Raw genomic sequence first — 22,805 nt, 5'->3', positions numbered from 1 at the left:
GCGCGTCAGCCCTTCGGCACCAGCGCCAGCGCGCGGATGGGCGAGCCGGTGCCCTTCACGATTTTCAGCGGCGCCGCGATCAGGATCGCGCCCTTGGCCGGCAGCTTGTCGAGATTGGCGAGCGAGGCCAGGCCGAAGCGGTTATTGGCGTGCAGCAGGTTATGCGCGGGGAAGGGGGGCGTCATGCCGCCCGCAAGGCCCGCATCGGTGCCGATGCACTGACTGCCCCAGCCGACGATGCCTTTGTCGATCAGGTACTGAATCACCTCGGCGGTCGGTCCGGGCGTGTGCGGGCCGGTTTCGTTGGCATTGAGGAACAGCGCCTCGTCATGCGCGCGCTGGTCCCAGTCGGACCGCAGCACCACCCATTCGCCCGCCTTGATCTCGCCATGCTCGGCTTCCCACGCTTTCACATGGTCGATCGTCAGCAGGAAGTCGGGATCTTTCGAGCATTCGGCGCTGAAATCCAGCACGTTCACCGGCGCGACGACCCGCTTGATGTCCAGCGTGTCGGTATAGCCGTCCGAGAAATCCTTGCCCGTCACCCAGTGATGCGGCGCGTCGAAATGGGTGCCGGTATGCTCGCCCAGCACCATCCAGTTCCACGCGAAAAAGGGGCCGTCATCGTCATATTCACTGATCTTGTGGATTTCGACCTTCGGCGTGTTGCGCGCGAAATCTTCCGGCAGCTGCAGGATCGGCGTGTCCGGCCCCAGGGTGCCGGTGCAATCCACCACCTCGATTCCGCCCGACGTCAGATGCTCGGCTAGTTGGGTCAAAAGATTGGCTGCGCTCATGGCGATTCTCCCTGTCTTGGGCCTGTCTCGGCCCTTCACAAAAACAGACTAGACAGATTTATATGCATTTGCAAATATCATTTCGACTCGAGGGGGCTTCGATTTGGACGATCTTGACGCGGTGCTGATCGGCGCCGGACACAATTCTCTCGCCTGTGCATTGATGCTGGCCGCCAAGGGCTGGCGCGTCGGGGTGTTCGAGCGGGCGGCAGAGCCCGGCGGCGCGGTGAAATCCGGCGCGTATACCCTGCCGGGCTTTCGCCACGACTGGGGCGCAATGAACCTGTCGTTGTTCGCCGGAAGCCAGTTTCATAAACAATTCGCTGAAGAATTGGCCGGGCACGGACTTTCCTTCGCGCCGGTGGATCGCCCCTTTGCTTCGGCCTTTCCCGATGGCACATGGCTGGGAATAGAGCAGGATGCCGACGCCAACCGCGCGCGCATCGCGGCCCTGTCCGAGGTCGATGCCAAAGCCTGGGAAGCGCTGTCGGCAGGCTTTGGCGAGCGGGCCGAAGACGTGTTCGCGCTGCTCGGCTCGCCGATGAAAATGCGTGCATTAGCATATTTCTTGTGGGGCCTGTGGCGGCGCCGGGGACTGAATGGGTCGCTCGAACTGACGCGCTTCTTGCTGGCCTCGCCGCGCGCTTGGCTGACCGAGACGTTTGCTTCGGACAAACTGCGCGCGATGCTGGCCGCGTGGGGGATGCATCTGGATTACGCGCCCGACAGCGCGGGCGGCGCGCTGTTTCCCTATCTCGAAGGGATGGCAGGACAGGCGTTCGGCATGGCGCTGGGGCAGGGGGGCGCCGACACCGTGACGAAGGCGATGGTCAGGGCCATCGAAGCCCGGGGCGGTCGCGTCGAATGCGGGGCCGAGGTCACGCGCATCGAGCATGAGAACGGCACCGCCCGCGGCGTGATCCTTGCCGATGGACGGAGGATCGCGGCGAAGAAAGCGGTGATCGCCAATCTGGCGCCGAAGGCCTTGGTGCGGCTGACCGGCGGCACCGGGGATGCGGGCTTCGACAGCCGGATGGAACGCTACGCCCACGCGCCGGGCACGATGATGATTCACCTTGCGATGGACAGCCTGCCGGACTGGGCGGCGGGCGATGCGCTCAAGGGCTTCGCCTATGTGCATCTGGCGCCCTCGCTCGATCAGATGGCGCGCACCTATCAGCAGGCCAAGGCCGGTCTTCTGCCCGACGAGCCGATCATCGTCGTGGGCCAGCCGACCGTGTTCGACCCGTCGCGCGCGCCCGAAGGCAAGCATGTGCTGTGGATGCAGGTCCGCATGGTCCCCGGCACGATCGAGGGCGATGCGGCGGGCCAGATCACCGCCCGCGACTGGACCGAAGCCGCCGAACCGATGGCCGAACGCGCGCTCGAGATCCTCGAGCGTTATGCGCCGGGCGCGCGGGCCAAGATCCTTGGCCGCCGTCTTGTCACCCCCGCCGAACTGGAGGCCGACAACCCCAATCTGGTGGGCGGCGATCAGGTTTGCGGCAGTCACCATCTGGCGCAGCATTTCCTCTTCCGTCCTGCCCCCGGCCATGCCGATGGCAGCACGCCGATCCGCAACCTGCACCTGACCGGCGCCGCCGTCTGGCCGGGGGGCGGAACGGGCGCGGGGCCGGGCTATCAGCTTGCGCAACGCCTGACATGAACCAGACCCCGACAAACGGGGCACCGATCAAAACCACCGACAACAGGGAAAACAAACAATGACCTTCTCACGCCGCAGTCTTTTGAAGATGACCGCCGCCAGCGTGACGCTGAGCGTCGCGATGCCCAGCTTTGCGCAGGCCATCGACGAGCTGGTGATCGCCTATAACGTCAACCTGCCCAGCTGGGACCCGACCGTGGGCCCTTCGGCCGTCAACCCGACGATTCAGGGCATCTATCAGTCGGTCTTCGATCAGTTCATCCTGCAGGAGCCCGACCTGTCGCCCGCGCCCGGCCTGTTGACCGACTGGGGCTGGAACGAGGACCGCACGCAGGTCTGGATGGATGTCCGCGAGGGCGTCAAATGGCATGACGGCTCGGATTTTACCGCCGAGGATGTCGCGTGGTCGCTGGCCCGCGCCGCTGATCCCGCCACCGGCAACCCGATCCAGTTCGTCTGGGGCACGCTGGCCAATCACCGGGTCGAGGGCAACCGCGTCATCGCCGATGTGCAGCAATTCGATCCGACGATCTTCAAGTGGATGTACTTCCTGACCGGCTACGTCCTGCCCAAAGCCTATTACGAGCGCGTCGGCGCCGATGGCTTCGAAGCCGCCCCGATCGGCACCGGCCCCTACATGGTCGAGCAATACGAGCGCAACGCTTTCGTCCGGCTGCGGGCCAATCCCGATTACTGGAACGGCGTGCCCGAATTCGAAAGCGTCACCATCCGCTTCGTCACCGATGCCGCCAGCCGCGTGGCCGAGGTGGAATCGGGCCGCAGCCATGTCACGCTGGAAATCCCCTACGAGGAATACGACCGCCTGCGCGAGCGTTCGGGCCTTGCGGGCGTGGCCGCTCCGGTCAGCGATATCGCAATGATCTTCTTCAACGATATCGACGTGATGCTTGATGAAAACGTGCGCCGCGCCGCCGTCTATGCGGTCGACAAGCAACTGATCATCGACCGCCTGCTTTCGGGCTACGGTGTGGCGATCAGCACGCTCGAGACGCCGGAATATGCGGCCTATGACCCGTCGATCGAAGTGCCCTATGACCCCGATCTGGCGCGCGAATTGCTGGCCGAGTCGGGCTATTCCTCCGACAACCCGGTGCGCTTCACGATCCAGACCACGCGCGGCTTCAAGCCCAAGGATTACGAGATGATCCAGGCTATCGTCGGCATGTGGCGCCGGGTCGGTATCGAGGCCGAGATCGAGGTCTACGAAGTCGCCCGCCACTACGAGCTGCGCGCCGCCGACCAGCTTGCACCGGCCGCGTTCTATAACTGGGGCAACTCGGTGGGTGATCCGACTACCTCGACCGGCTTCGCGATGTTCGGCCCGTCGCCGCATTCGGTCTGGGACAGCCCCGACCTGATCGAGAAGATCGCGCCGCTCTGGGCTGAACCCGACGAGGAAACCCGGATCCAGGGCTGGAAGGACGTCTCGCGCTATATCGCCGAGCACGCCTATGTGCTGCCGTTGCTGCAATACGTTCAGCCGATCCTGCACGCTTCGGGCGTCAATGTCGTGCCGCATGCTTCGGGTGCGCTGCTGCCGCATCTGATGACGCGCGCGTAATGTCCCCGGGGGGCGGCACTTGCTGCCCCCCGGCTGCCCGAGGTTCCCATGTTCCTGCGCCGACTCCTCTCGCGGATCGCGACCACGCTCGTTACGCTGTTCGGCGTGGCGGTGATCGTCTTTGCCGTGATCCGTATCGTTCCCGGCGACCCCGTCGCCATGATGTTGCCCCCGGGCGCGACCGAGGCCGATATCGCCCGCCTGCAAGCCTTTTACGGGCTCGACAAATCCATTCCCGAACAATTCTTCATCTGGCTCGGCGGTGTCGTGCAGGGGGATTTCGGCACGTCGATCACCACCCGTCAGCCAGTGCTGGGGCTGGTGCTGTCACGCCTGCCCGCGACGCTTGAGCTGTCGGTGATGGCGCTGGTCATCGCGGTCGCGCTGGGCGGTCTGGTGGCGCTGACCGGCACGCGGCTGCGCTATACCCGGACCGAGGGCGCGCTCGACGTGGCCAACGGCATGGCGCTCAGCGTGCCCGATTTCCTGTGGGGCCTTGTGCTGATCCTGCTCTTTGGCGTGCTGTGGCCGGTCTTTACCATATCGGGGCGCGTTTCGCCCAATCTGGCACCGGAATTCGCCACCTCGTTCTTCCTGTTCGAAAGCGTGGTCAGGCTGCGCTTCGATCTCTGGCTGGACCTCGTGCAGCACATGCTGATGCCCGCGCTGGCGCTGGCGATCCCGCTGGCGGCGATCATCGGCCAATTGCTCAAGCAGAGCCTCAAGGAAACCATGCATCTGGACTATGTGACGCTCGCCCGCACCAAGGGCTACAGCGAGAACCACGTCATCCTGCGCGAGGCCTTGCGCAACGCGGTCCTGCCGACGCTGACGCTGATCGGTGTGCAGTTTACCTTCCTCATCGGCGGCACCGTCATCATCGAGCGGCTCTTTTCCTACGAGGGGCTGGGCAACATGGCCATCGACGCCGTCATCAACCGCGACCTGCCGCTTATTCAGGGGATCGTGCTGCTCTTCGCGCTGCTCTTCACGATGGTAAACCTTGCCGTGGACCTGCTCTACGCCGTGCTGAACCCGAGGTTGCGCCATGCTTGACGGTCGTTCGCTTGTGAAACGCACCGCCGGGCTGCGGCTCTGGCTGTCGGCGGGCTGGATCGCGGCGCTGGTGATCGGCGCGGTGTTCGCGCCGTGGATTGCGCCGCAGGATCCGTTGATGCAGGACCTGTTCACCAGCCGCCTGCCGCCCTTCTGGATGGACGGCGCCGAGCCGGGCTATTGGCTTGGTACCGACAGTCTGGGCCGCGATGTGCTGAGCCGCATCCTGTATGGTGGGCGCGTGGCGCTGATCGTGGCGCTGATCGCGGGCACCGCGACGGCGCTCATCGGTGCGACTCTGGGTCTGATCGCGGGGTATTTCCGCGGCTGGGCGGATATGGTCATTTCGCGCCTTGTCGATATCTGGATGGCTTTCCCGCCGGTCCTGTTCGCGATCCTGCTGATCGCGGTGATGGGCACCGGGCTGACCTCGGTCGTCGTGGCGATCATCGTCATCGACTGGACCCGCTTCGCCCGGGTCGTCCGGGCCGAGGCGATGGCGCAGGGGGCGATGGATTACGTGGCCTCGGCGCAGGTGGCGGGGCGGGGGCGGATGTCGACCCTGCTGACCGAGATCCTGCCAAACGTCCTGTCCACCATCGCCGTTCTTCTGACGCTGGAAATGGGCATCGCCGTGATCGTCGAGGCGATCCTGTCTTTCGTGAACCTGTCGGTATCGACCGACGATCCGACATGGGGCGGGATGATTGCCGAGGGGCGGCTGTCGATCCATCAGGCGTGGTGGGTTCTGGTGTTCCCGCTGGTCGCGCTGTTCCTGACAGTGCTGTCGTTTTCGCAACTGGGCGAGGGTCTGAAAGACCGCTTCGACCCGGTGCTGAATTGAGGGGGCGGGCATGAGCTACCTGCGAATCCGCGACCTCTCGGTCGTTTTGCGCGGCACGCGCCACAGGCTGTTGCGTGATGTCTCGCTGGATGTCAGCGCGACCGAGGTGATGGGCCTCGTGGGCGAATCCGGGGCGGGCAAGTCGATGATCGGCAAGGCGGTGCTGGGCATCCTGCCGCGCTCGGCTCGGATCGTCTCGGGCTCGATCGAGCTTGACGGCGTCGACCTGCTGACCCTGCCGCCCCGCAAGCGGCGCACGCTGGTCGGGCGCAAGGCGGCACTGATCCCGCAAGATCCGCTGACCGCGCTCAATCCGGCACGGCGGATCGAGCCGCAGATCACCGACCGGCTGGTCGATATCCTCGGCTGGGACCGTGCCCGCGCCCGGACCCGCGCCGCCGAGATCCTGCACGATGTGCATATCCCGCAGCCAGACCGCGTGCTGCGCGCCTATCCGCACGAGCTGTCGGGCGGGATGCGTCAGCGGGTGCTGATCGCCTCGGCCTTTGCCGCCGAACCCCGGCTGATCGTCGCGGATGAGCCGACGACGGCCTTGGATGTGACGGTGCAAAAGCAGATCCTGAAGCTGATCTTCGAAATGCAGGCCCGCCACGAGACGGCGCTGTTGTTCGTGACGCATGATCTGGGCGTGGTGTCCAAGATCTGCCAGCGGCTGACCGTCCTCTATGGCGGGCTGGTGATGGAAGAGGCCGAAGTCGGCGCCTTTTTCGACGCCCCGCAACATCCCTATTCACGCGCGCTTCTGGCCGCGACACCGCGCCATACCGATCCCGATGCCGATCTGACACCGGTTCCCGACGCGGTGATCGCCGAGGCGCGGCGCGCGGTGGCCGAAGCCGATCTGAGGTGGCACACATGAGCGATCTTTACCGCGTCGAGGACCTGCGCCTGTCGCTGCCCGACATGACCCGCAAACCGCTTTTCGGCGCAGCTCCCCGGATCGAGATCCTGAAGGGCATGTCCTTCACGATTCCAAAGGGGCAGGTACTGGGCATCGTCGGCGGCTCGGGCTCGGGCAAGTCCACGCTGGGCCGGGCGCTGGTGCGTCTGCTGGAACCGACGGGCGGGCGCGTCACGTTCGACGGCACCGACCTGACCCATCTGCCCGAACCCGCGCTGCGCCCGTTGCGCCATCGTTTCCAGATGATCTTTCAGGACCCGATGTCATCGCTCAATCCCCGTATGAGCGTCGCGCGCATCATCGCAGCACCTCTGTCGCTGCATGGTCGCCCGAACCCGCGCGAAGGTGCGCTTGAAGCGCTGGAACGGGTGGGGCTGCCGCGCAGTTTCGGCGCGCGTTTCCCGCATGAGTTGTCGGGCGGTCAGCGTCAGCGGATCGGCATCGCCCGCGCCATCGCGCTCAGGCCCGATTTCATCCTGGCGGATGAGATCGTCTCGGGCCTTGATGTGTCGAGCCAGGCGCAGGTGCTGTCGATCCTGCGCAATCTCGTGCGCGAGATGAACCTGACGCTGGCCTTTATCAGCCACGATCTGAGCGTGATCCGCCGTCTGTGCGACCGGGTTCTGGTGCTGCATCAGGGCGAGATCGTCGAGGATGCCGCCTGCGAGGCGCTCTTTGCCGCCCCGCAGGCGGCCTATACGCGCGAATTGCTCGAAGCGATCCCTGAACCCGATCCGAAGAAGCCGTGGTTCGAACGCGCTAGCTGACGAATTTGTCGGCCAGCGCGTCCTGCAGCGTCTGACGCGGCGTGCAGCCGAAGCGCGCGCGATACATCCCGGCGAAGCGACCGAAATGGCCAAAGCTCCAGCGCGTGGCGATTTCCGTCACACTCTCGCCGGGCATCGCCGCGCGCAAATCGGCATCGGCCCGGTCAAGCCGCACATCGCGCAAGAATGCCATCGGGGTGGTGTCGCAAAACCGCCGAAAGGCCAGTTGCAGCGTGCGGGCGCTGACGCCGACCGCCTGCGCCACATCTTCGATCGCCAGCGGCTGATCGGCATGGGCGCGCATGAAATCCTCGGCCTGACGGACCATCCGGGGCAGGGGGGCATGGCCCCGGCTGTGGCTCAGCGCGTCGGTGAAATTGTGCCGATGCGCCTCAAGAAGGCCGGTCATCAGCGTGCTTTCGATCTGCCGTCCCAACAGGCTTCCGGGGCGCAGGGCCGAGCGCCCCGCATCGGCCTCGGCCACCAGATAGAGCACCAGCGCCTTCAGCGCCGCGCCCTGCGCCGTGCCCAGATCCAGCGCGCCGGTAAAGGTCAGCGGGCGGTCCGGACGCCCGGCGATCAGACCCGCCAGATGCGTATTCAGCGCCGCGCGGTCGATTTGCAGCAGCACCTGCCGGCATTCTTCGTCCCAGATCATCGTCGTCGCGTGATGCGGGTTCAGCACCGCCGCCCGCCTTTGATCGGACACGTAGGAATCCGACCCGTTGCGGATCGAGGCCGCGCCCGAAAGCGGCATCTGCAAGAGGTAGAAATCGCGCAGCTCGCCCGGCGCGATCAGCGTCTTCGTGCCGTAGGAAATGTAGTTCAGCGACAGCCGCTCGCCGCGCATGTGGTGATGGCTGGCATCGAACGCGCCCGGCCCGATCCGATCCAGCCTGTGCGGGCAGAAGATCGCCGCGACGCGCTCGCGCGCTTCGTCAAGGTCGTGGGTATGGAACAGCGCGTGTGCGGCCAGCGGAGCCGACGCGGAGCGTGCCATCGCAGCCTCCCATTGCCGGTGACCGGATCAGGATACCAGTCGATACATGCGAATGCACATATTTTTACGTTTGGATGAAGGTTTTTTCGTTTTTCGGATAGTCCGCGTGCTGCGCGGATAGTCAGTGCCCGCGACCCTGCCAGACTGCCTGTCAAACAAGCCAGAACAGGGGAAAGTCATGCGGGGATTGGACGGCAAGGTTGCCATCGTTCCGGGCGGTGCGACGAAGATCGGACGGGCCGTGGTGGCCGCGTTCCGGGCGGCGGGCGTGCGTGTCATGGTGGCCGATATCGACGCCGAGGGCGGCGCCGCGATGGAAGCCGACGGCGTCGGCTTCACCCGCTGCGATCTGCGCAGCGACGCCGATATCGCAGCTCTGGTTCAGGCCACGCGCGACGCCTATGGGCGTATCGACTTTCTGGTCAATGTCGCCTGCTCATACCTCGATAACGGGGCGGAGTCGCCGCGCGCGGAATGGCTGGAAGCGCTCGATGTGAATATCGTGGGCTCGGTCATGCTGATGCAGGCCGCGCGCAAGGATCTGGCGGCGACGAAAGGCGCCATCGTCAATTTCGGCTCGATCTCGGCCCGCGTGGCGCAGACCGGGCGCTGGCTCTACCCGGTCAGCAAGGCCGCGATCCTGCAACTGACCCGCAATCAGGCGATGGACCTTGCGCCCGACGGCATCCGCGTCAACGCCGTCAGCCCCGGCTGGACATGGTCGAACATCATGGACCAGCTGACCGGCGGCGACCGGGCCAAGACCGATGCCGTCGCCGCGCCCTTCCACCTGCTGGGCCGCACCGGGCATCCCGAAGAGGTCGCGAATACTGTCCTCTTCCTGTGTTCGGACGAGGCCAGCTTCATCACCGGCACGGATATCCGCGTCGATGGCGGCTATACCGCCATGGGCCCGGAACAGGCCGTCCCGGCGATCCCGAAACTGATGGAATGATAAAGAAAAACAGGGAGATGACTATGAGAAAGATCACCATTATCGGCGGCGGCCAGTCCGGGTTTCAACTGGCCATCGGCCTCTTGCAACAGGGCTATCAGGTGCGTGTGGTGCAAAATCGCGACGCGCAGGACATGGCGACCGGCAAGGTGCTGTCCAGCCAGTGTATGTTCGGCGACGCGATCGAGGCCGAGCGCGCGCTGGGCATCGACTTCTGGACCGATCACTGCCCGCCGGTCGAAGGCATCAGCTTCACAGTGCCCCATCCCGAACAGCCGGGCGCCAAGGTGGTCGACTGGGCGTCGCGCCTTGATCGCAACGCCTATTCCGTGGATCAGCGGGTGAAAATCCCGCGCTGGATGGCCGAGTTCGAGAAACTGGGCGGGCGTCTGGTTCTGAAGGAAGCGGGCATCGCCGATATGGAGATGTATGCGCGCGAGGACGATCTGGTGATCGTGGCCTCGGGTAAGGGCGACGTGGGCAAGATGTTCGAACGCGACGCCTCGAAATCGCCCTATGACCGGCCGCAGCGCGCGCTGGCGCTGACCTATGTGAAGGGCATGATGCCGCGGCCCGAATACTCGGCGGTCAACTTCAACCTTATCCCCGGCGTGGGCGAGTATTTTGTCTTCCCGGCGCTCACCACCACCGGGCCTTGCGACATCATGGTGTTCGAAGGCGTGCCCGGCGGCCCGATGGATTGCTGGGCCGAGGTGAAAAGCCCCGAGCAGCATCTGGAAACGTCGAAGCGCATCCTGAAAACCTTCCTGCCGTGGGAGGCCGAGCGGTGTACCGATGTCACCCTGACCGACGATAACGGCTTCCTTGCAGGCCGCTTCCCGCCGACGGTGCGCAAGCCCATCGGTACGCTGCCCTCGGGCGCCATGGTGCTGGGGCTGGGAGATGCCGTCTGCCTGAATGACCCGATCACGGGGCAGGGCTCGAACAACGCGGCCAAGGCGGCGCGGGTTTATCTGAAGCGCATTCTGGACCACGGCGATCGGCCGTTTGACGGCGCGTGGATGCAGGGCACCTTCGATGCCTATTGGGATTATGCGCAATGGGTGGTCAACTGGACCAACATGATGCTGGCCCCGCCGCCGCCCTTCATTCTGGAAATCATGGGCACCGCCTGCGTCGAGCCGCGACTGGCGCACCGCATCGCCAATGCGTTCGACGATCCGCGCGATTTCTTCCCGTGGTTCGCCGATCCCGATGCGGCCTCGGCCTATCTGTCCGAGCTGAAAGCGGCCTGAGCCAGAAAAGGAGAGATCATGGGCATGTCTGTCGATCCCGGTCAATTCCGGTCCGCCATGGCGCGGTTTCCGGGCGCGGTGACGATCATCACCACGCTCACCCCGCAGGGACGGCGCGGGATCACCGCGACGGCGGTCTGTTCGGTAACGGCGGACCCGCCCAGCCTGCTGATCTGCGTCAACCGCGCCACCGGCACCTGCCAGGGCATCCTTGAAAGCGGGCGCTTCGCGGTGAACCTGTTGCCCGATCCGTCGGGCGACGTGGCGATGCGTTTTGCCGGCGCGGGCGGCGCCACGGGCGAGGACAAGTTCGCGCTGGGTGACTGGCGCGACGACGCTTCGGGCCTGCCTGTTCTGGCCGATGCGCGAGTGGCCTTTTCCTGCGAGGTGGCCGAAAGCCTGACCGCCGGAACGCATCAGGTCTTTATCGGACAGATCACCGATATCAGCGAGGCCGAGGGCGCCGCACTGCTCTACGAGCAATCGCGCTTCCACCGTCTGGCGCCGCTCTGAGCGGCGCCGAAAACGCAGGAGATCACCCGCAGTCACAGACGCCCCGCCACCGCGCGGGGCGTCTGTTTTGGTGTCCGGATCCCGGCCTCGCGGCGTTGAGGCCAAGCGAAGTGGCCCTGTGATTCTGCCTGAATCTAGCGTTTCTGGGTGATAACTGGTTCTTTCTTTGCAGGAAAATTATTCCACTATGTTGGCCTATTGCATTGAAAGTAGATAGTAAATTTTGAATTCAAAAATATCTTTGAAAAGAACCAATTGTCGGACATGATCCAGTGGGGCCAAGGCGGACTGTAACCGGTCTGAATTGGTTCCCGTGCCGATCGGCGGCAGGCGCCATCCGACGTTTGTCCTTCTGCAGCCCCAAAAGCCGCAAAGAAAAGCCGGCGGAACGACTCAGGGACACAAGAGGGAGGAGCTTATGTCCGTCGACACAACCGCGTTTTACGCGGAACAGGTGACATTGAATTCACTGGTACAAAATATCCTATACGCATCCGGCACCGTGGGGGCGCTGCTGGTGGTCGTCGGGTTGCTGCTGATCGACGCGGGTACCGCGCGCCGCCGCAGCCTGTTCAACTCGACCATCGAGAAGGTGCTGGGCTTCTTTCTGGGCTTTGCGACCTATTACGGGATCGGCTTCGGCTTCTGGGCCGCGCAATACTACATCATGGCCGATGGCACGCTGATGGATTCGATCAAGGATTGGTGGTTGGGAGGGAACCTGACCAATGCCTTGGCGCAGCATGTCGATCCGGCGGTCTTTCCCGGTCTGAACACGTTCCAGATCTTCATCTTCTTCCTGGCGGTCTTTGCCGGGATCATCAACATCCTGCTGCATTTCTCGGTCTCCGAGCGGATGAAGCCCTCGGCCTATTACGTCACCTGCATCGTGGCGACGCTGGGGTCGTCGGTGCTGAGCTGGGTGACCTGGGGTTCGGTCGGCCCGCTGACCAATCTCGGCTTTCACGACTTCTTCGGCGTGGGCTTCGTCTACATGTTCCCCGCCGGTATTGCGCTGGTGCTCAACGCGCAGATGGGCAAGCGCCCGGGCATGATGGAGCCGCATCCCGAGGTCCGCGCCTATCTCGCGCCCAGTATCGGGCTGTGCGCACCGGGGCTGCTGATCATCTTTGCCGGGCTGCCGATGGTGATCATGTCGTGCCTGTTCTTCTTCGACCCCGAGGCGCATGCCGTCAGCGTAACCATGGCCGATACCAGCGTCGGCATCGCGCTGAACAATTACGCGCTGGTCTGGGCAGGCGGGGCCATCACCGGCATCCTGCTGGCCTATCGCTCGGGCAATTATGCCTACACGCTGCTGGGGCCGCTTGCGGGCTACGTGGCGGGGGCGTCGGGCTTTGATGTCTGGCTGCCGTGGCAGGCCTTCATCGTCGGGCTTGCCGGACCGCTTGCCGCTTACGCGGTCTACGAGTTCACGCTCAAGCGCGGCATCGACGAGCACAAGCTGTTCCCGCTGTTCCTTGGAAGCGGCGTGCTGGGCATGCTGCTTGTGGGTATCTTCAAGTCCGGGACGCCGCGCGGCGGGTATCTGGGCATCGAAGAGGGCGCCTATGCCTTCCAGCATGGCGAGATCTCGCTTCTGATGCAGGTGGCCGGGATCGTGGTCTGCATCGGCGCGGGGGTGGTTACGGGGCTTGTCCTGTCCGTCCTTCTGCGCGCGACGACCGGGCTGAAAGTCTCGGACGAGGATCAGATCAAGGGCCTCGACGTGGTGCGCTGGGGGCTTGAGCCCGACGTGGTCACCCACGCCGACACACCGACACAGGCCTGATCGCAAGACCAGAACCGAAGGCCCCGGTTCGTGCCGGGGCCTTCACTATTCAGCGGGTCATGCTTGTGGCTTGCACAACCCCTGCACTATGCTTGGCAAAAGCCCTGGACCCGTATCGTTTCGAAGTAGATCCCTCATGAACTCTTTGCCCACAGCGGAGCTGCCCATCGGCCAGACGGTCGGCGAAACCGTCCGCATCGTGATCGACACGCTGTATGCGCGGATCCGCTCGGGCGAATACCCCCCCGATTCCCGCCTGCCCAGCGAACGCGCGCTGGCGGCCGAGCTTGGGGTGTCGCGCAATACCGTGCGCGAGGCGCTGGATGTGCTGGAAACGCGCAAGCTTATCCGCCGGCGGCAGGGCAGCGGCAGTTTCGTGATCTATCAATCCGAGCGTCCCGAAACGCCCTCGCCCGATTCCATCGGCGAGCGTACCAGCCCGCTTGACCACCTGATCGTGCGCTCGATCATCGAGCCCGAGATGACGCGGCTGGCGGTGATGAACATGACCCCGCGCGAGCTTGATGCGCTGGCCCAGACCGTCGCGCAGATCGAGGCGGTGCGCACCGATCTAAACGAGTTCATTCGCTGCGAAGAAGAATTCTATCGCCGCATCGCGAAGGCGACGCGCAACCCGCTGCTGGAATCCTGCTATGAGCTGACGATCGAGGTCTGCCGGCAGTCCTTCCGCACCGCGCTGATGCGCAAGCACCTGACGCCCGACCGGATTCAGGAATACCAGACGCGCTTCAACTCGCTGTTCAACGCCATCGCCACCCGCGATGTCGAGGCCGCGGTCGAGATCACCAAGCTGCATCTGGTCGAAGAGCAGAAACTGTTCCTGCACGACGGCTAAGCGGCGCCCGTGTCAGCTTTCGACAACGCGCGAGGTCAGGCCGGTCTTGTGATCGCCGGTCTCGAGCCTTTGTCGCCAGAGCTGGCCGACCGCGCCGAGATGGCGCTGCAATAGCGGTTCGTGCTTTTCCAGCCAGTCGGGGACCGAGCCGAATTCGACGATCCGCGCGCGGCCTTCCTGAAGCGTGACCACCGGCCAGTCGCCGACCAGCGCGTTGTCGATGCCGAAGATGCTTTCGCCCCACCAGCGGGCCGCGCCGAATGCATGCGTCGTCGTGTCCATGTGCTTCATCGTGTTCAGCACCGAGACCGGGTTGACCGACCCCACCTTTTCCACCGCCGCGTGCCACAGATCGAGGATCGCGACATATTCCCAGCTCACCGCGCTCCAGCTGTTGGGGTAGCGGGCGTTGTACTCTTTGAAAAAGGTGCTGGGGCGGTTGAAGAAGAACGCCTTCTTGGCCAGCTTCGGGTCGTCGAAATCGGGAAACTGGAAGATCGCGCCGTCCATGAAATCCAGCGAGGTGCGCGCAACCAGTCGCTGGTAGTTGTCCATCGTGCAGGACAGAATTTCACCTTTGTAGCCCATTTTATGGGCGTACTCGGTCATTGAGTGGACCATTGGTGTGTAACTGGTACACCAGCACAGCAGATCAGGTTCGGAATCGAGCATCGGCTGCACGATGCTGGCCACGTCGGTTTCCGACGGATCATAGAGGATATCCTTGACCACATCGATTCGCGCGGCCTCGAACGCGGCGCGGTAGGTCGCGACCGAAGGCAGGCCATGCGCGTCCTTCTGGCTGCACAGCGCGACCTTGCGGATTCCGGGCCGGGCGCGCGACAGCCAGTCGACGGCGGTGACGTTATAGAGCGGATGCACCTCGGCGGGGGCAATCAGATAGCGCGTGTCGGGTGACAGGTCCGATGGCAGTAATGTTGATGTCAGAACCTTGTTTTCGTTCAGGAATTGACGCACCGGCGTGAACGTGTCGCCGCCCAGCATCATCAGCAGCCGCACCTGTTCTGTGCGCACCAGATGGCGAGCCCCCTCCATCGCCTGTTCGGGATCGTAGCCGCAATCGAAGGGGATGATCGACACCGGATAGCGCCGCCCGCCGATCAACATGCCGCCCGCGCGATTGAGCCATTCCTCCCATAACCGGCACCCCCGCAGCCCCGGCAGGCCCCAGGAACTGACGGGACCGGTCAATGGCGCGAGAAAGCCGATCTTCACCGGCTCGTTCATGCCGACTCGGCTCTGGGGAAACAGCGAGGTCACCGCCATACGGTGCGCGAAACTGGAGTTGAGCATGCCAATTCGTAGCACCGGACCCTTTGAAGTCAAAAGGGAAATGATGCTCCTGGCAATGAAAACATATGCCTGCCGTGAATTATTGTTGACATTTTGGTCTGCTGGCGGCGTACTTTGGTCCGGACCACATGGAACCAATTAAAAAATTCGACAAGGGAGCCACTCATGAGCAAGAAACGTGTCGCGATCATTGGTGCCGGGCCGTCGGGTCTGGCGCAGCTTCGCGCCTTTCAGTCCGCCGCCGCCAATGGCGAGGAAATCCCCGAGATCGTCTGCTTCGAGAAGCAGGACAATTGGGGCGGGCTGTGGAACTACACGTGGCGCACCGGGGTGGATGAAAACGGCGAGCCGGTGCATTGCTCGATGTACCGCTACCTGTGGTCCAACGGCCCCAAGGAGGGGCTGGAATTCGCCGATTATTCCTTTGAGGAGCATTTCGGCAAGCAGATCGCCTCGTACCCGCCGCGTGCCGTGCTGTTCGACTATATCGAAGGCCGCGTGAAAAAGGCCAATGTGCGCGACTGGATCCGCTTCAACACCGCGGTGCGCTGGATCGACTACGACAACAATACCGGCAAGTTCACGGTGACGCTGCACGACCACCAGAAGGATTACGTCTACAGCGAGGAATTCGACAACGTCGTCGTCGCCTCGGGCCATTTCTCGACGCCGAACGTCCCGTATTACGAAGGGTTCGAGCGCTTCAACGGTCGCTTGCTGCATGCCCACGACTTCCGCGACGCGCGCGAATTCGCGGGCAAGGACATCCTCGTGATGGGGGCGTCCTACTCGGCCGAGGATATCGGGTCGCAATGCTGGAAATACGGCGCCAAGTCGATCACCAGTTGCTACCGCTCGGCGCCGATGGGCTTCGCCTGGCCCGACAATTGGGAAGAAAAGCCCGCGCTGGTCAAGGTCGACGGCAACGTCGCGCATTTCAAGGACGGGTCGAGCAAGGAAGTCGATGCGATCATCCTGTGCACCGGCTACAAGCACTTCTTCAACTTCCTGCCCGACGATCTGCGGCTGAAGACCGCCAACCGTCTCGCCACCGCCGATCTCTATAAGGGCGTGGCGTGGGTCCATAACCCGAAGCTGTTCTATCTCGGCATGCAGGACCAGTGGTTCACCTTCAACATGTTCGACGCGCAGGCCTGGTGGGCGCGGGACGCGATCATGGGCAAGATCGACCTTTCGGCGGTCTCCAAAGAGCAGATGCTGGCTGATGTGAAAGAGCGCGAAGAGCGCGAGGAAGCCGACGACGACACCAAATACGCGATCCAGTATCAGGCGGATTACGTAAAGGAACTCGTGGCCGAGACGGATTATCCCAGCTTCGACATCGACGGCGCCTGTCAGGCCTTCTTCGAGTGGAAGAAGCACAAGATGCAAGACATCATGGGCTTCCGCAACAACTCGTACAAATCGGTCATCACCGGCACCATGGCGCCCGTGCATCACACGCCGTGGAAGGATGCGCTGGACGACAGCATGACCGCCTATCTGCGCAACTGATCGCCCGCAGTTTCGACCTGAAGGGCCGGTCTGAATGCCGGCCCTTTCCCCGGCCCGGAAGTCTTTGCTTCCGGGCGGGAATAGCGTGTTGCGCCTTGTAGGCAGGCACGCGGCGACTGCCGAGGCGTCAATTCTTGTGTTGACTGAAAAGAAAAAAGATTGAGCATAAGGAATATTTCTGCCCGATGACGGGCAGTGCCTTAGCCACACAAACCGACAGGATGCGAGGACCATGAGCTACAAGAGTGACATCCAGATCGCCCGCGAAGCCAAGAAACAGCCGATCATGCAGATCGGCGAAAAGCTGGGCATCCCGGCCGACGACCTGCTGCCCTATGGTCACGACAAGGCCAAGGTCAGCCAGAGCTTCATCAACTCGGTCAAGGGCCGGGACGACGGCAAGCTGATCCTTGTCACCGCAATCAACCCGACCCCGGCGGGCGAGGGTAAGACCACCACCACGGTAGGTCTGGGCGACGGTCTGAACCGGATCGGCAAGAAAGCGATGGTCTGCATCCGCGAAGCCAGCCTCGGCCCGAACTTCGGCATGAAGGGCGGCGCCGCGGGCGGCGGATACGCGCAGATCGTGCCGATGGAAGAGATGAACCTGCACTTCACCGGCGATTTCCACGCGATCACCAGCGCGCATTCGCTGCTGTCGGCGATGATCGACAACCATATCTACTGGGGCAACGAGCAGGATATCGACATCCGCCGAGTCGTCTGGCGCCGGGTGGTCGACATGAACGACCGCGCGCTGCGGCAGATCACCTGTTCGCTGGGCGGTGTCGCCAACGGTTTCCCGCGCGAGGCGGGCTTTGACATCACCGTGGCGTCCGAAGTGATGGCGATCCTGTGTCTGGCCAATGACCTGAAAGATCTGGAAAAGCGGCTGGGCGACATGATCGTGGCCTATCGCCGCGACCGCAGCCCGGTCTTTTGCCGCGATATCGGTGCCGAAGGCGCGATGACCGTCCTGCTGAAGGACGCGATGCAGCCCAACCTCGTGCAGACGCTGGAAAACAATCCGGCCTTCGTGCATGGCGGGCCTTTCGCCAATATCGCCCATGGCTGCAACTCGGTCATCGCCACGACGACGGCGCTGAAGCTTGCGGATTACGTGGTCACCGAGGCGGGCTTCGGCGCGGATCTGGGTGCCGAGAAATTCATGAACATCAAGTGCCGCAAGGCGGGGCTGGCGCCCTCGGTCGTGGTCTGCGTGGCCACGGTGCGCGCGATGAAGATGAATGGCGGCGTGGCCAAGGCCGATCTGGGCGCCGAAAGCGTCGAGGCGGTGAAAAAGGGCTGCCCCAATCTGGGCCGTCATATCGAGAACCTGAAAAGCTTTGGCGTGCCGGTCGTGGTGGCGATCAACCATTTCGTCACCGATACCGAGGCCGAGGTTCAGGCGGTGAAGGATTATGTGGCCCAGCAGGGCGCCGTCGCGGTTCTGTCGCGTCACTGGGAACTGGGCTCGGAAGGGTCCGAGGATCTCGCCCGCAAGGTGGCCGAGATCGCCGAGGCGGGGCAGGCCAATTTCGCGCCGATCTATCCCGACGAGATGTCGCTGGCCGACAAGATCCAGACCATCTGCAAGCGCATCTACCGGGCCGACGAGGCGCTGATGGACAAGAAAATCCGCGATCAGCTCAAGCTGTGGGAAGATCAGGGATACGGCCATTTGCCGGTCTGCATGGCGAAGACGCAATATTCGTTCTCGACCGATCCCAACCTGCGCGGCGCGCCCACGGGGCATTCGGTGCCCGTGCGCGAGGTGCGGCTCAGCGCCGGGGCGGGCTTCGTCGTCGTGGTCTGCGGCGAGATCATGACCATGCCGGGCCTGCCGCGCCAACCCAGCGCATTGAGCATCCGCCTGAACGATGACGGTCAGATCGAAGGCCTGTTCTGAGGATGGGACGGGCGGCCCCACCGGGTCGCCCCGACGCTTCGACCGAAACGAGGATCGAAAATGACGGCTCAAATCATTGACGGAAAGGCCTTTGCGGCCCGCATTCGCGGCGAGGTAGCGACCCATGTCGCCCGGCTGCAGGCGGATCATGGGATCACGCCGGGGCTTGCCGTGGTTCTGGTGGGCGAGGACCCCGCAAGCCAGGTCTATGTCCGCTCGAAAGGCAAGCAGACGGTCGAGGCGGGCATGAATTCGTTCGAGCACAAGCTTCTGCCCTCGACCAGCGAAGAGGCGCTGCTGGAACTGATCGCGCGGCTCAACGCCGATCCGGCGGTGCACGGGATCCTCGTGCAATTGCCGCTGCCAGGGCATCTGAACGAAGATCTGATCATCAACGCCATCGACCCGGCCAAGGATGTGGACGGGTTCCATATCTCGAATGTCGGGCTGCTGGGCACGGGGCAGAAATCCATGGTCCCCTGCACGCCGCTGGGCTGTCTGATGATGCTGCGTGATCTTCACGGCAGCCTGTCGGGAATGGATGCGGTGGTGATCGGGCGCTCGAACATCGTCGGCAAGCCGATGGCGCAGTTGCTGCTGGGCGACAGCTGCACGGTGACCATCGCGCATAGCCGCACCAAGGATCTGCCCGAGGCCGTCCGCCGCGCCGATATCGTGGTTGCCGCCGTGGGCCGGCCCGAAATGGTGCCGGGGGACTGGATCAAGCCGGGCGCCACGGTAATCGATGTCGGCATCAACCGGATCGAGCGTGACGGCAAGACCAAGCTGGTGGGCGATTGCGACTATGACAGCTGTGCGGCGGTCGCGGGCGCGATCACGCCGGTGCCGGGCGGGGTAGGGCCGATGACCATCGCCTGCCTTCTGGCCAATACCGTGACCGCCTGCTGCCGCGCGCATGGCCTGCCCGAACCCGAAGGGCTGACGGCCTGAGACGCAGAGACAGAACGCCAAGCGAAAGGGTGATCCCATGCTGGACGACAAATACCCCTCGGTGAAAGCCGGTCCGCCCCGGCCCAGCGGCCTGATCCAGCCGCGCGTCTTCTCGATGCCGCCGGGAACTGAGCGCTATGTCGTCGAGGGCGCGGGCGCGATCCTGATCCGCGTTGAACCGGGCGACCGGATCGAGGTGCAGAATACCGAGGGCGGTCAGCCCTGCGAGATCGTCTGCGCCGATCCCAAGGGCGCCAGCGATCCCGGGATCCTTGGCGTTCCGGCGACGGCTGCGCCAAAGGGGCTGATGGCGCTGGTCACGGGCGGCGATGCCTCGCTTCGCAGTCTGCGTCTGGGGCTTGAGGCGCGCGGCATCGACCTATCCCGCGCCACGGCCATCACGCTCTTCGACAGCCAGACCCCGGCGGGTGCCTCGGAAAGCTTCACCGCGACGCGCGAGGGGGTAGCGATCCTTGCCGCACCGGGCGGGATCATGGATTTCGAAGCGCAGGATACCGCGACGCCGCTCACGGTGATGGTGCGTCGTGCGGTCATCAAACAGGCGCCGCGCTTTGAGTTGCCCGACCCGCTGGCCGAGCCGGTCAGCGATATCCGCGTCCATTCCGCCACCGCCGAGGCCTATTTCGTCAAGGCGGGCGATTATATCCAGATCCTTGATGTCGACGGACGGCAATGCACGGATTTCCAATGCTTCGCCGCGCGCAAGCTCGACAAGGGCGTGGTCCATGCGCTGGACGTGACGACCACGCGGACGCTGATGGAACACGCCTATCCGATGCCGGGGCTGCACGCGAAATACTACGACCACGACATGCTGCCGCTTGTCGAGGTGGTGCAGGATACCTGCGGGCGCCACGATGCCTTCGCGCTCGCCTGTTCGTCGAAGTATTACGACGACATCGGCTATCCGGGGCATGTCAATTGCTCGGACAATTTCAACGCAGCCCTGGCCCCGCATGGCGTGACGGCGCGGCGTGGTTGGATGGCGATCAACTTCTTCTTCAATACCGGGCTCGATGAGCACGGCGTGATGTATTCAGACGAGCCGTGGTCGCGGCCCGGCGATTACGTCCTGCTGCGAGCGTTGACCGATCTGGTCTGCGTGAGTTCCGCCTGCCCGGATGACACCTCGGCCGCGAATGGCTGGAACCCGACCGACATCCATGTCCGCACCTATAGCGGCAAGGAAACCTTTCAGCGGGCCATCGCCTATCGCCCGACGCCCGATTCGGAGCCGAAAATGACCAAACAGACTGGCTTTCACGACAGTTTCGCCCGCTTCACCCAGAATTTCGTCGAGTATAACGGCTATTGGCTGGCCAATTGCATGTCGACCGCCGGCCCGATCGAGGAATACCACGCCTGCCGCCAGAAGGCGGTGGTGATGGACCTCAGCGCGCTCAGAAAATTCGAGATTACGGGGCCGGACAGCGAGGCGCTGTGCCAGTATGTCTTTACCCGCAACATGAAGACGCTTCCCGTGGGCGGCGTGGTCTATACCGCGATGTGCTACCCGCATGGCGGGATGATCGACGACGGCACCGTGTTCCGTCTGGGTCGCGACAATTTCCGCTGGATCGGCGGGTCGGATTACGGCGGCGAATGGCTGCGCGAGAAGGCGACCGAGCTGGGGCTGAAGGTGCTTGTGCGCGCCTCGACCGACATGCAGCACAACATCGCCGTGCAGGGGCCGGAAAGCCGCGAGATCCTGAAAAAGGTGATCTGGACCGCGCCGCACCAGCCCCGCTTCGATGCGCTCGACTGGTTCCGCTTTGCCCCCGCGCGCATTGGCGACGATCAGGGCGTGCCCGTCGTCGTCTCGCGCACCGGCTACACCGGCGAGCTGGGCTATGAGATCTTCTGCCACCCCAAACACGCAAGCGCGGTTTTCGACGCCGTGTGGGAGGCCGGGCAGCCGCACGGGCTGAAACCGATGGGGCTGGAAGCCCTGGACATGCTACGGATCGAGGCCGGGCTGATTTTCGCGGGCTACGATTTCAGCGACCAGACCGACCCGTTCGAGGCGGGGATCGGCTTCACCGTGCCGCTGAAGTCGAAGCCCGACGATTTCATCGGCCGCGACGCGCTGATCCGGCGCAAGGAGCACCCCGCGCGCAAGCTGGTGGGGCTGGATATCGACAGCAATGTCGCGGTGGGTCACGGCGATTGCGTCCATATCGGACGGGCACAGATCGGCGAGGTGACGTCGTCCATGCGCTCGCCGCTTCTGGGCAAGAATATCGCGCTGGCGCGGGTCGATGTGGCCCATCACGCCGAGGGAACCGAGGTCGAGATCGGCAAGCTCGACGGCCACCAGAAGCGCCTGCCCGCGCGGATCGTGGCCTTCGCGCATTACGACCCGCAGAAGACGCGCCCGCGCTCGTGAGCGCGACCCCGCTCGACGCGCTGGGCGGCGAGGCGGCTTTGCACCGGCTCGTCACCCGGTTCTACGACCGGATGGAAACCGACCCGGCGGTGCATGCCCTGCACCGTCTGCATTTCCGTGGGCATGGTCTGTCGCATACGCGGCAGGCCCAGTTCGAGTTCCTGTGCGGGTTTCTGGGCGGACGGGCCTATTACCGCGAGCGGCACGGGCACATGAACCTGCGCGAGATCCACGCCCATGTGCCGATCCGCAGCGCCGATGCCGAGCTGTGGCTGCAGACATTCGATGCGGCGCTGCACGATTGCGCGATGACCGGGCCGGTCGTCGAGCGCCTGCGCGCCACCTTGCGCCGCGCGGCGCACAAGCTGGTCAACGACGTGCCCGACTGGCGCGGCGAGGCGGACTGACCGGATTGCGCCCGGGTGATTCTTTTCTGTGACCTCTCGGCGCTTCCTGAACCGCCCTCGCGTTGATCCAATCTGCCCGGATTTTGAACATTGGTCTGGACCAATGCATTTTTTGGACGCTATCCTTTTTGCGGGAAGACACCGGGTCGTTTGGGGGGATTTCTGAATCGTCCCGGTTTTCAAAGCATGATCAACCTTTTGCGCAGCCTTTCGGCGCGCTGAATCGGGCTGCGCGGGAATTTCCCTTCAGGAAACAAATGTGAACTAAAGTGTTGATTTTTGGTGGGCGCTGCGGC

At 63.9% G+C, this 22,805-nt stretch carries 19 protein-coding genes; 16 read left to right on the top strand and 3 right to left on the bottom strand.

The window, feature by feature from the left end; all coding sequences use genetic code 11:
- Positions 1 to 5 precede the first annotated feature (5 nt).
- Complete coding sequence (locus tag JI664_RS03875; protein WP_207012401.1) at positions 6 to 797, bottom strand: cyclase family protein; 792 nt, start codon at positions 795 to 797, stop codon at positions 6 to 8.
- A gap of 103 nt (positions 798 to 900) precedes the next feature.
- Here JI664_RS03875 and JI664_RS03870 point away from each other — a divergent pair, with 103 nt between their 5' ends.
- Genes JI664_RS03870 through JI664_RS03845 form a run of 6 tightly spaced genes read left to right on the top strand, consistent with a single transcriptional unit; the run spans position 901 to position 7,634 of the window.
- On the top strand, positions 901 to 2,463 hold the full coding sequence (locus tag JI664_RS03870) for a phytoene desaturase family protein (RefSeq protein WP_207012400.1): 1,563 nt from the start codon (positions 901 to 903) through the stop codon (positions 2,461 to 2,463).
- 58 nt (positions 2,464 to 2,521) lie between these two features.
- Entirely contained in the window at positions 2,522 to 4,045 is a 1,524-nt protein-coding gene (locus tag JI664_RS03865; protein WP_207012399.1) for an ABC transporter substrate-binding protein, read from the top strand.
- Between the two features lie 48 nt (positions 4,046 to 4,093).
- Positions 4,094 to 5,101: an ABC transporter permease gene (locus tag JI664_RS03860; RefSeq protein WP_207012398.1), complete on the top strand. Its 1,008-nt coding sequence runs from the start codon at positions 4,094 to 4,096 to the stop codon at positions 5,099 to 5,101.
- Positions 5,094 to 5,945, top strand: a complete 852-nt coding sequence (locus JI664_RS03855; protein ID WP_207012397.1) for an ABC transporter permease — start codon at positions 5,094 to 5,096, stop codon at positions 5,943 to 5,945. The genes JI664_RS03860 and JI664_RS03855 overlap by 8 nt, the downstream gene beginning before the upstream one ends.
- A 10-nt stretch (positions 5,946 to 5,955) precedes the next feature.
- Positions 5,956 to 6,825: an ABC transporter ATP-binding protein gene (locus JI664_RS03850; RefSeq protein WP_207012396.1), complete on the top strand. Its 870-nt coding sequence runs from the start codon at positions 5,956 to 5,958 to the stop codon at positions 6,823 to 6,825.
- The gene (locus JI664_RS03845) at positions 6,822 to 7,634 is read left to right on the top strand and encodes an ATP-binding cassette domain-containing protein (protein WP_207012395.1); all 813 of its coding nucleotides are present in this window, start codon (positions 6,822 to 6,824) and stop codon (positions 7,632 to 7,634) included. Before JI664_RS03850 ends, JI664_RS03845 begins: the two co-directional genes overlap by 4 nt.
- On the opposite strand, the gene JI664_RS03840 is transcribed toward JI664_RS03845, so the two are convergent.
- Positions 7,627 to 8,634: an AraC family transcriptional regulator gene (locus JI664_RS03840; RefSeq protein ID WP_207012394.1), complete on the bottom strand. Its 1,008-nt coding sequence runs from the start codon at positions 8,632 to 8,634 to the stop codon at positions 7,627 to 7,629. The two genes, JI664_RS03845 and JI664_RS03840, sit on opposite strands and share 8 nt — an antisense overlap.
- Positions 8,635 to 8,812: 178 nt before the next feature.
- Here JI664_RS03840 and JI664_RS03835 point away from each other — a divergent pair, with 178 nt between their 5' ends.
- The 5 genes from JI664_RS03835 to JI664_RS03815 all read left to right on the top strand — a co-directional run bounded on the left by JI664_RS03835 (position 8,813) and on the right by JI664_RS03815 (position 14,006).
- Positions 8,813 to 9,589 (top strand): SDR family oxidoreductase, encoded by a 777-nt coding sequence (locus JI664_RS03835; RefSeq protein ID WP_207012393.1) that lies wholly within the window; start codon positions 8,813 to 8,815, stop codon positions 9,587 to 9,589.
- A 23-nt stretch (positions 9,590 to 9,612) separates the two neighbouring features.
- Positions 9,613 to 10,845 (top strand): styrene monooxygenase/indole monooxygenase family protein, encoded by a 1,233-nt coding sequence (locus tag JI664_RS03830; protein ID WP_207012392.1) that lies wholly within the window; start codon positions 9,613 to 9,615, stop codon positions 10,843 to 10,845.
- Positions 10,846 to 10,863: 18 nt separating this feature from the next.
- Positions 10,864 to 11,358: a flavin reductase family protein gene (locus tag JI664_RS03825; RefSeq protein ID WP_207012391.1), complete on the top strand. Its 495-nt coding sequence runs from the start codon at positions 10,864 to 10,866 to the stop codon at positions 11,356 to 11,358.
- Positions 11,359 to 11,776: 418 nt separating this feature from the next.
- Entirely contained in the window at positions 11,777 to 13,150 is a 1,374-nt protein-coding gene (locus tag JI664_RS03820) for an ammonium transporter (protein WP_207012390.1), read from the top strand.
- A gap of 136 nt (positions 13,151 to 13,286) precedes the next feature.
- The gene (locus JI664_RS03815; protein ID WP_207012389.1) at positions 13,287 to 14,006 is read left to right on the top strand and encodes a FadR/GntR family transcriptional regulator; all 720 of its coding nucleotides are present in this window, start codon (positions 13,287 to 13,289) and stop codon (positions 14,004 to 14,006) included.
- 12 nt (positions 14,007 to 14,018) lie between these two features.
- On the opposite strand, the gene JI664_RS03810 is transcribed toward JI664_RS03815, so the two are convergent.
- Entirely contained in the window at positions 14,019 to 15,320 is a 1,302-nt protein-coding gene (locus JI664_RS03810) for an ABC transporter substrate-binding protein (protein ID WP_207012388.1), read from the bottom strand.
- A gap of 165 nt (positions 15,321 to 15,485) precedes the next feature.
- On the opposite strand from JI664_RS03810, the gene JI664_RS03805 reads away from it, so the two are divergent.
- From JI664_RS03805 to JI664_RS03785, 5 genes are all read left to right on the top strand, one after another.
- Positions 15,486 to 16,835, top strand: a complete 1,350-nt coding sequence (locus JI664_RS03805) for an NAD(P)-binding domain-containing protein (protein WP_207012387.1) — start codon at positions 15,486 to 15,488, stop codon at positions 16,833 to 16,835.
- A 232-nt stretch (positions 16,836 to 17,067) separates the two neighbouring features.
- Positions 17,068 to 18,744 carry a formate--tetrahydrofolate ligase gene (locus JI664_RS03800; protein ID WP_207012386.1) on the top strand — a complete coding sequence of 559 codons (1,677 nt, stop codon included), beginning with the start codon at positions 17,068 to 17,070 and terminating at the stop codon, positions 18,742 to 18,744.
- A gap of 60 nt (positions 18,745 to 18,804) precedes the next feature.
- Entirely contained in the window at positions 18,805 to 19,695 is an 891-nt protein-coding gene (gene folD / locus JI664_RS03795) for a bifunctional methylenetetrahydrofolate dehydrogenase/methenyltetrahydrofolate cyclohydrolase FolD (RefSeq protein ID WP_207012385.1), read from the top strand.
- 37 nt (positions 19,696 to 19,732) lie between these two features.
- Positions 19,733 to 22,102 (top strand): DUF1989 domain-containing protein, encoded by a 2,370-nt coding sequence (tdm, locus tag JI664_RS03790; RefSeq protein ID WP_207012384.1) that lies wholly within the window; start codon positions 19,733 to 19,735, stop codon positions 22,100 to 22,102.
- Positions 22,099 to 22,509: a group II truncated hemoglobin gene (locus JI664_RS03785; RefSeq protein WP_207012383.1), complete on the top strand. Its 411-nt coding sequence runs from the start codon at positions 22,099 to 22,101 to the stop codon at positions 22,507 to 22,509. The genes tdm and JI664_RS03785 overlap by 4 nt, the downstream gene beginning before the upstream one ends.
- Positions 22,510 to 22,805 lie beyond the last annotated feature (296 nt).

The sequence above is a fragment of the Rhodobacter sp. NTK016B genome, from assembly GCF_017303295.1.
Lineage (GTDB): Bacteria > Pseudomonadota > Alphaproteobacteria > Rhodobacterales > Rhodobacteraceae > Pararhodobacter.
Note: the sequence above shows the minus strand (reverse complement) of the source record. Positions and strands in the feature narration are given on the sequence as shown.

What these genes read in the sequence shown, in the direction of transcription:
- tdm (WP_207012384.1), top strand. Translation starts at nt 19,733, where the DNA reads ATGCTGGACGACAAATACCCCTCGGTGAAAGCCGGTCCGCCCCGGCCC.
- JI664_RS03835 (WP_207012393.1), top strand. Translation starts at nt 8,813, where the DNA reads ATGCGGGGATTGGACGGCAAGGTTGCCATCGTTCCGGGCGGTGCGACG.
- folD (WP_207012385.1), top strand. Translation starts at nt 18,805, where the DNA reads ATGACGGCTCAAATCATTGACGGAAAGGCCTTTGCGGCCCGCATTCGC.
- JI664_RS03845 (WP_207012395.1), top strand. Translation starts at nt 6,822, where the DNA reads ATGAGCGATCTTTACCGCGTCGAGGACCTGCGCCTGTCGCTGCCCGAC.
- JI664_RS03820 (WP_207012390.1), top strand. Translation starts at nt 11,777, where the DNA reads ATGTCCGTCGACACAACCGCGTTTTACGCGGAACAGGTGACATTGAAT.
- JI664_RS03815 (WP_207012389.1), top strand. Translation starts at nt 13,287, where the DNA reads ATGAACTCTTTGCCCACAGCGGAGCTGCCCATCGGCCAGACGGTCGGC.
- JI664_RS03865 (WP_207012399.1), top strand. Translation starts at nt 2,522, where the DNA reads ATGACCTTCTCACGCCGCAGTCTTTTGAAGATGACCGCCGCCAGCGTG.
- JI664_RS03825 (WP_207012391.1), top strand. Translation starts at nt 10,864, where the DNA reads ATGGGCATGTCTGTCGATCCCGGTCAATTCCGGTCCGCCATGGCGCGG.
- JI664_RS03840 (WP_207012394.1), bottom strand. Translation starts at nt 8,634, where the DNA reads ATGGCACGCTCCGCGTCGGCTCCGCTGGCCGCACACGCGCTGTTCCAT.
- JI664_RS03860 (WP_207012398.1), top strand. Translation starts at nt 4,094, where the DNA reads ATGTTCCTGCGCCGACTCCTCTCGCGGATCGCGACCACGCTCGTTACG.
- JI664_RS03805 (WP_207012387.1), top strand. Translation starts at nt 15,486, where the DNA reads ATGAGCAAGAAACGTGTCGCGATCATTGGTGCCGGGCCGTCGGGTCTG.
- JI664_RS03830 (WP_207012392.1), top strand. Translation starts at nt 9,613, where the DNA reads ATGAGAAAGATCACCATTATCGGCGGCGGCCAGTCCGGGTTTCAACTG.
- JI664_RS03855 (WP_207012397.1), top strand. Translation starts at nt 5,094, where the DNA reads ATGCTTGACGGTCGTTCGCTTGTGAAACGCACCGCCGGGCTGCGGCTC.
- JI664_RS03850 (WP_207012396.1), top strand. Translation starts at nt 5,956, where the DNA reads ATGAGCTACCTGCGAATCCGCGACCTCTCGGTCGTTTTGCGCGGCACG.
- JI664_RS03810 (WP_207012388.1), bottom strand. Translation starts at nt 15,320, where the DNA reads ATGCTCAACTCCAGTTTCGCGCACCGTATGGCGGTGACCTCGCTGTTT.
- JI664_RS03875 (WP_207012401.1), bottom strand. Translation starts at nt 797, where the DNA reads ATGAGCGCAGCCAATCTTTTGACCCAACTAGCCGAGCATCTGACGTCG.
- JI664_RS03800 (WP_207012386.1), top strand. Translation starts at nt 17,068, where the DNA reads ATGAGCTACAAGAGTGACATCCAGATCGCCCGCGAAGCCAAGAAACAG.